General features: G+C 57.8%; 6 protein-coding genes. All 6 read left to right on the forward strand.

Going from position 1 to position 7,222, the window contains the following annotated elements:
- Nucleotides 1–98 precede the first annotated feature (98 nt).
- Nucleotides 99–824 carry an RDD family protein gene (locus JTJ32_RS20615; protein WP_099226230.1) on the forward strand — a complete coding sequence of 242 codons (726 nt, stop codon included), beginning with the start codon at nucleotides 99–101 and terminating at the stop codon, nucleotides 822–824.
- Nucleotides 821–1,801, forward strand: coding sequence for a stage II sporulation protein M (locus JTJ32_RS20620; RefSeq protein ID WP_210043128.1), 981 nt, complete (start codon nucleotides 821–823; stop codon nucleotides 1,799–1,801). The genes JTJ32_RS20615 and JTJ32_RS20620 overlap by 4 nt, the downstream gene beginning before the upstream one ends.
- Nucleotides 1,788–3,377, forward strand: coding sequence for a DUF4129 domain-containing protein (locus JTJ32_RS20625; protein ID WP_210043129.1), 1,590 nt, complete (start codon nucleotides 1,788–1,790; stop codon nucleotides 3,375–3,377). Before JTJ32_RS20620 ends, JTJ32_RS20625 begins: the two co-directional genes overlap by 14 nt.
- On the forward strand, nucleotides 3,374–4,585 hold the full coding sequence (locus JTJ32_RS20630; RefSeq protein ID WP_210043130.1) for a DUF4350 domain-containing protein: 1,212 nt from the start codon (nucleotides 3,374–3,376) through the stop codon (nucleotides 4,583–4,585). The genes JTJ32_RS20625 and JTJ32_RS20630 overlap by 4 nt, the downstream gene beginning before the upstream one ends.
- Before the next feature lie 227 nt (nucleotides 4,586–4,812).
- Nucleotides 4,813–6,645 carry a P-loop NTPase fold protein gene (locus JTJ32_RS20635; protein ID WP_210043131.1) on the forward strand — a complete coding sequence of 611 codons (1,833 nt, stop codon included), beginning with the start codon at nucleotides 4,813–4,815 and terminating at the stop codon, nucleotides 6,643–6,645.
- An 85-nt stretch (nucleotides 6,646–6,730) separates the two neighbouring features.
- Complete coding sequence (locus JTJ32_RS20640; RefSeq protein ID WP_210043132.1) at nucleotides 6,731–7,189, forward strand: hypothetical protein; 459 nt, start codon at nucleotides 6,731–6,733, stop codon at nucleotides 7,187–7,189.
- Nucleotides 7,190–7,222 lie beyond the last annotated feature (33 nt).

Raw genomic sequence — 7,222 nt, forward strand, 5'->3', positions numbered from 1 at the left:
AACACTTTTTCTTACAGGCTCTGTTTAGAGACGCCGGTTGCTTAGCGCCGCAGTGGTAGCTAGCATCAGTTCTCGCCTTCAGGTAACGCCTCCCCATCATGCTATCTCCTCCCGCTTCGCAAGGGATTGCAGCGCAGCAGACGCCGCTGGATACCCGCATCGCCATCGAGACCCCGGAAGGCATCGACATGATCCTTCGGCCTGCGGGTCTGGTTGTGCGTGCGCTGGCCTTCAGCATCGACCTGGGCATTCGAGCCGTGGCCCTCGGTGGACTGTTTCTCGTCCTTCAGTTATTCGACAAGTTCGGCATGGGGCTGGCTGCCATCGCGCTGTTTCTGGTCAACTGGTGGTACATGGTGCTGTTCGAGGTGCTCGATCAGGGTCGGACGCCCGGCAAGCGCGCCATGGGCCTGCGCGTGGTCAATGATGACGGAACACCGATCGGCTGGGCCTGCTCACTCACCCGCAACCTGCTCCGTTTCGTCGACATGCTGCCCCTGGCCTATAGCGTGGGCGCCATCAGTTGCCTGAATCATCCCCGGTTCAAACGCCTCGGTGATCTTGCAGCCGGAACCCTGGTGATTCATACCGATCTGCCCGTGAAGCGGCCGGCCCTGCCCTCGGTCGAACCTTACAGGGTGCCGGTCGCCCTGCAACTGGAAGAACAACGCGCGTTGCTGAGTCTGGCCGAGCGCCAGGGTGACCTGTCCGAAGCGCGTAAACAGGAACTGGCCGCGATTCTGGTCGAGCCGCTGCACTTGTCGGCCGACAAGGCCGTCACTCAGGTCAACGGCATCGCGCGCAGCCTGACGGGGGCGACATGAAACAGGCTCAGTTCGAAACCCGTCATCAATCCGAGTGGAAACACTTCGAGCAATGCCTGGAGGCACTGGAACGCGGCAAGCCCGCCCCCAAGGCCAGCGAGTGCTTTCCTGCCGACTATCGGCGCCTCTGCCATCAACTGGCGTTGGCCCAGGAACGCGGCTACAGCAGTCACCTCATCGATCTGCTTCATCAACTGGCCATGCGGGGGCACCAGCAGCTTTACCGACATCGCAGTGCTCTGGGCGCTCAATTTCTGACCTTCATCCTTGCGGGTTTCCCGAGAGCGGTTCGTGCCGAATGGCGTTTCGTGCTGGTCGCCAGCCTGCTGTTCTTCGGCAGCCTCGTGGGCATGGGGCTTCTGGTCTACGGCTTTCCCGACTTGATCTACAGCATCGTCAGCCCCGCCCGGCTCAGCGACATGCAAAGCATGTACGACCCGCAGGCCAGCCGCATCGGGCAGGCACTGGAACGTGCTTCGGACGATGACTGGATGATGTTCGGCTACTACATCATGAACAACATAGGCATTGCCTTTCAGACCTATGCCAGCGGTTTGCTGTTCGGGCTGGGCAGCCTGTTCTTTCTGCTCTTCAACGGCCTGATGATCGGAGCAGTGGCAGGCCATCTCACCGATATCGGCTATGGCCAGACCTTCTGGTCGTTCGTGGTCGGCCACGGCGCCTTCGAACTGACCGCGATTGCCCTGGCCGGGGCCGCGGGTCTGAAACTGGGTTGGGCATTGCTCGCCCCCGGTCGGCTGACACGCGGCGAAGCGTTGCGAAAGGCTGCGCAAGGCAGCGTGCAATTGATTGGCGGCGTGATGCTGTTTCTGCTGATTGCCGCCTTCATCGAAGCCTATTGGTCGTCAATGACCTGGCCGACACCGCTCATCAAGTACCTGGTGGGCGCAGCGCTCTGGATGCTGGTGGGTGCCTACCTGACATTCGCCGGGCGGACTTCTCATGCGCCTGACTGAATCGAACGTCGCCATTCGCCCTCGCACCTCCTGGGAAGCCATTGATCTGGGTGTCCTCATGGTCCGAGAACATCGCCTGCTGCTGATGAGCAGTTGGGCGATGGTCACGTTGCCGCTGTTCGCCCTGCTCAGTTTTTTGCTCTGGGACTACCCTTCGATCGCACTGTTTCTGTTCTGGTGGCTCAAGCCGGCCTTCGACCGTCTGCCGCTGATGATCCTGTCACAGGCACTGTTCGGGAACACGCCCACGCTCAAACAGGCGCTCAGAGCCTGGCCCGCCACACTGAAAAACCAGCTGCTCCCCAGCCTGCTCTGGCGCCGCCTGAGCCTGACCCGCAGCTTTCAATTGCCGGTGCAGCAACTGGAAAACCTCGCCGGAGACGAGCGAGCACGTCGCCTCAGCCTGCTCAATCAGAACGGCCAAGGTGCCGCACGTCTGCTGACACTCGTAGGCGTCCACCTGGAATACTCGCTGTGGATCGGCCTGATGGTCCTGTTCTACCTGTTCATCCCGCAACAGATCGAAATCGACTGGCAATGGCTGAGTCTGGTCGACACCGAGAATGACTGGGCCTGGCTGGAACACCTGACCAACCTGTTTTACGTGCTGGCGCTCGTGCTGTGGGAACCCGTTTATGTCGCTTGCGGTTTTACGCTCTACCTCAATCGCCGAACCGTGCTTGAAGCGTGGGACATCGAGCTGACCTTCCGGCGACTGCGCCAGCGCCTGATGGGCACAGCCTACGTGTTGCTGATCGCTGCCGGACTGGCGTTTTCGGCGGTACCGCAGTCCGCCATGGCCGATTCAACCCAATACAGTTGCCCGTCGCCTGAGGCCACGCAGAGGGAGCCGGTCATTGTCAGCGCAGCACCGGATACGCCACGCCTGACTCACCAGGAACTGACCAGCGAAGCCGCCCGCAACGAAATCAAAAGCGTCCTGCAGGCACCGCCGTTCAAGAACCCCAAAACCGTAACCGGCTGGCGCTTTCCAGAGCGCGACGAACAGGCCACCCACGCCGACGGACGACCCGACGGCAGCGCGCTGGCCAAGTGGCTCAACCGTCTGCTGTCGGCTGCAAGCGCGCTGGCCAGGCTGCTGGAGGTTCTGCTCTGGGCTGTCGTCTTGACGCTGCTCGGCGTATTGATCTGGCGTTACCGCGCCTGGCTGGGCACATTCGTCGCTCGCACGCCGCGCCAGACATCGCAGCCCCGGGAAACGCCAGAACAGCTGTTCGGCCTGCAGGTCAATGCAGAAAGCCTGCCTGACGATGTGGCCGCCAGTGCAGAGCGGCTTTGGACCGACTCGCCGCGCGAGGCATTGGGTCTGCTGTATCGCGCCCTGCTCAACCGTCTGCTGACCGACTACCGCCTGCCCTTGAAAAATGCCGACACCGAGGGCCAGGTGCTGGAGCGCGTCGCGCAACTCGATCAACCCCAACTGGATGAATTCAGCCGGACGCTGACCCTTCATTGGCAGAACCTTGCTTACGGCCATCGGCTGCCGCCTGCGCGGTCGCAACAGGAATTGTGCGATGGCTGGCGTCGCCTGTTTGGTTCTGGAGCAAGAACGTGAGCCGTCGTCATCGGTGGTTCGCAGGGCTCGCCTTGCTCCTGCTGCTCACTGTCGGCGTCTACGCGGCGAGTCATCTGGAGCGTTACGAAAAAACCGTCGATCAGGGTCCATCTCCGGAAGCCAGGGCCAACCCCTATCTGGCCGCCGCCGCGTTTCTCAGGCAACGTTCAGTGCCCGTCAACATGACCCGCGCGCTCACCGACCTGCCAGACACGCAACAGCGACCACAGACGCTGCTGTTGCTCGATGACCGGGAAAACATGACCCCGGCACAGGCCGAGCGCCTGCTGGACTGGGCGGAATCTGGAGGTCATCTGTTGTTTGTCGCAGAGCAGTTGTGGGACGAACAGAAGGGCCGTAGCGGCGATCTGCTGCTCGACAGGATCGGGATTCGCCAATACCTCTCGAGAGATATCAGGGCACAGGATGAGCCAGACGAGACCCGGCCCACGCCTCCCATACCGCTGATGGCGTCACCCCCTGCCACCAGGCGGACCAAGTGGCCGGAGCTCACGCGGTTGTACCTGGAAAATGAAGAAGCTCCAGCCTACATGAGCTTCGATCCGGCGTTCCATCTGGAAGACCCCGAGGACCATGCCGACTCATGGGCCAACAGCGCCGACGCCACGCACCTGATGCAACTGAGTCATGGCAAGGGCCTGATCACTGTACTCACCGACGCCGAGCTCTGGAAAACCCGCTCGATCGGCAAATACGACAACGCCTGGCTATTGTGGTACCTGACCCAGGACAGTGACGTGACCCTGCTGTTGCAAACCGAACATGACAACCTGTTGAGCCTGATACTGCGTCACTTCGCTCTCGCGCTGACCGCGTTCGCGATATTGATCGGCTTGACGCTGTGGCATGTGGGTCTGCGCGAAGGTCCTGTCCGTTTGCCTGCCTCGCAGGCCCGACGTCAACTGACCGAGCACCTGCGCGCCAGCGCCGAGTTCCTGCGCAGACGCAGCGGACAGGACGTGCTCCTGAAAAGCCTGCAGCAGGACATCCTGCGACGCGCGCGTCAGCTTCACCCGGGTTTTGAATCACTGGCCGTCGCCGATCAGTGGCAGGTACTGTCCCGCCTCACTCGCCAGCCCACCAGCGCCATCAGCGATGCGTTGCGCCCAAGACCCAGGCAACGCCTTTCCCACAGCGACTTCACCCGTCAGGTGGCCCACCTGCAAACCCTCAGGAATGCCTTATGATCTGGTTCTGAGAGATCGTTAGTATATCTTTGTACTAGAAACAACCACTTAGAAAAAACTCAGAAAGACCGGAAAGTAGTCGAACTCGTTGTGAAAAGACCGTCTGGATAGGAAGGTTCGTAACCGACGTATAGAGATTGGCATGCGTACATTGATCCGAATCAAAGGCACACTGAATCTCGGAGAGTACCCAGATCCTCTCCCTGGTCAACCGGAGTTTAAAAAATATGGCAAGCACCAATGAGGCTGCACGTTTTCTCGACTACTACCTGGACGCTTCGGTGGGGTCTGAATATGCAGTGATGCTGAGTGCTCCATGGGGAGCTGGAAAAACCCATTTTATTAAAAGCTATCTGGATGCTCGGGCTGCTGGGCTTCCGCCTAAAGAGCAGCCTGGCTACCTGTACGCCAGCCTGTATGGGGTGGCTTCGGTGGGGGCTATACATGACCAGTTTTTCGCGCAGGCACACCCTCATCTCAGCTCAAAAGCCTCTCGGATTATCGGGTCTGCGCTTTCTGGTGCTATGGAAAAATTCGTCGGGATGAAAGGGACTGACCAATTTGCAAGAGACATGCTGCTCAAGCTGGATGGCAACATCCTCGTCATTGACGATCTGGAACGCTGTTCTATGAAAGTCCCGGATATTTTGGGTTTCATTAACAGCTTCGTCGAGCACGAAAAGTTGAAGGTCATTATCCTTGCCAACGAGGAAGAGATCTCCGGAAAGGAGGATTACGAGAGGCAGAAGGAAAAACTCGTGGGCAAGACCATTCAGGTCAAGGCGGAACCCTCCGAGGTGTTGGATAAGCTCACAGCAAGGCTAAGGACGCATTTGGTGCGTGAAGTCGTGAAGCGTGAACGAACCGCATTGCTGGCTACATTTAACGGATCAACGCACCCTAACTACCGGAACTTACGCGCCATCCTGGAAGATTTTGAGCGTCTTGTGGAGGTTGTCGATGTTCAGTTGCGAGACAAGCCAGAAGCAATGAAGCAGCTACTTTTGTATATGATCGCGACCGGCGGCGAGTCGAGAAGCGGTGCTTTGGACAGGGAAACGCTCAGCTCACTTCACACCGGTCAATTCTCCGCAGGCCTGCTATCGAACAACGAGAGATCCCCAGCAGACAAGCAATTTGATGAATTGAAAAGTCGATACCCGGAGGTCAAATGGACTGATCCTATCGTCAGCCCGGGCCACCTATCGGAGCTGTTTTTCACAGGCAAAATCGACGCCGACAAAATCAATGAAAATCTTGCCCGTCACCCCGAGGTTGTTGGTCATGTAGACATCCCGGCGTGGAGGCTCCTGTGGGACTGGACCAGACTGCCCAATAGCGAATACGAGAAGGCGAAAACTGCGCTTCTGAGCCAGCTTGACGAATGCAGTATTACTTACCCGGGGCTAATTTTGCACGTAGCAGGCATTATCATTTCGCTACGCCAGTTTGGAGATCCAGTGTTAGGAGAGAACTGCTCGGCAGAGCAATATTTCTCTGACTATGTTTCACGTCTTCTGAACTCGAACACGCTTTCGACTGATACCGGCGCGTATGGATTGGGTGGGACGGGGGCGTTCGGCCTCAGTTACTCGGCATCTAATACGCCGGAATTTCAAGCCATCTACAGCATGATGAAGAAAGCCTCGGACGAGGTGCTCCGTCGTCAGATGCAAGCAGTCGCGGGAGGCTACGTTGAGCATTTGGCTGCCAGTACTGATAACTACAGTTCGTTGTATGAGTATGGTGTCCAAGACGGCAAGTATGCCGCCACGCCTTTCCTCCACTTCATCGATGTGAAGGATTTCGCGAAGCTGCTAATCATCGACTCCTGCTCAAATGATCAGCTTTTTGGGAGCTTGATTAAGCGCTACGAACATGACTATATGAGCCGGAAAGCATTGGCTGATGAGTATGACTGGGCTGAGAGCTTGAAGGCAGAACTGCTGAGGATCATCAGCACCGAAAAAGCTCCATTTGCCCAATTGCTGAAGCTAAGAGTGGACTATTACTTTGACAAAATTGGCGAAGGTATCGGTCGGCCAACTGCTGAGCCCTAAGTCAAACAGTCCTGCCCTTGGATTGCGGGCAGGCCGTACCCCAATGACCAGCAGCCAGGTTTTGGATGGCTGAGCAAGGACGAAAATGAGTGAAATTAACCTACCTCCTGAGCAGCAGGAGCGCATTAAAGCAGTGGACGTTGATCGCCTGTATAAGCTCGTTGACCAGACCCTATATGACGGTGGAACCGGCGCACTGAGAGAGTTGCATCTGGAGTCCTGCGGTGCCTACATCGCTGAGCAATTGAGGATCTACGACCAGGCGTTGTCCGGGTACGCCAAGGCCAAGTCTGCGAAGAAGCGCGCCGAAACTGAAATGGACGCCCGTCGCGCAGGCAGCGCCCTGATTTCAGCAGTCAATCAGATGCAGAGCAGAGTTGAAACTGAAGAAAAAGAAGGCCAGTTCTTTTTTGTTGATGATCATGTCATGCAGCCTTTCGGCATTAACAGTAATTTAACCGTTTCCATCCGCTTTCACTGGCGTACCAACGTCATAGACCTGAATCGCCCCGGGTTTCGTAGACACCTCCATGCCTTAAACTGAGGCCAATCAGGAGGTGCCATGAGCAACCCACGT

This window comes from Pseudomonas alliivorans, assembly GCF_017826695.1.
In the GTDB taxonomy this organism is placed as follows: domain Bacteria; phylum Pseudomonadota; class Gammaproteobacteria; order Pseudomonadales; family Pseudomonadaceae; genus Aquipseudomonas; species Aquipseudomonas alliivorans.

Bases quoted from the DNA above. Each gene is read 5' to 3' on its own strand.
- JTJ32_RS20640 (WP_210043132.1), top strand. From the start codon at position 6,731: ATGAGTGAAATTAACCTACCTCCTGAGCAGCAGGAGCGCATTAAAGCA.
- JTJ32_RS20620 (WP_210043128.1), top strand. From the start codon at position 821: ATGAAACAGGCTCAGTTCGAAACCCGTCATCAATCCGAGTGGAAACAC.
- JTJ32_RS20625 (WP_210043129.1), top strand. From the start codon at position 1,788: ATGCGCCTGACTGAATCGAACGTCGCCATTCGCCCTCGCACCTCCTGG.
- JTJ32_RS20635 (WP_210043131.1), top strand. From the start codon at position 4,813: ATGGCAAGCACCAATGAGGCTGCACGTTTTCTCGACTACTACCTGGAC.
- JTJ32_RS20615 (WP_099226230.1), top strand. From the start codon at position 99: ATGCTATCTCCTCCCGCTTCGCAAGGGATTGCAGCGCAGCAGACGCCG.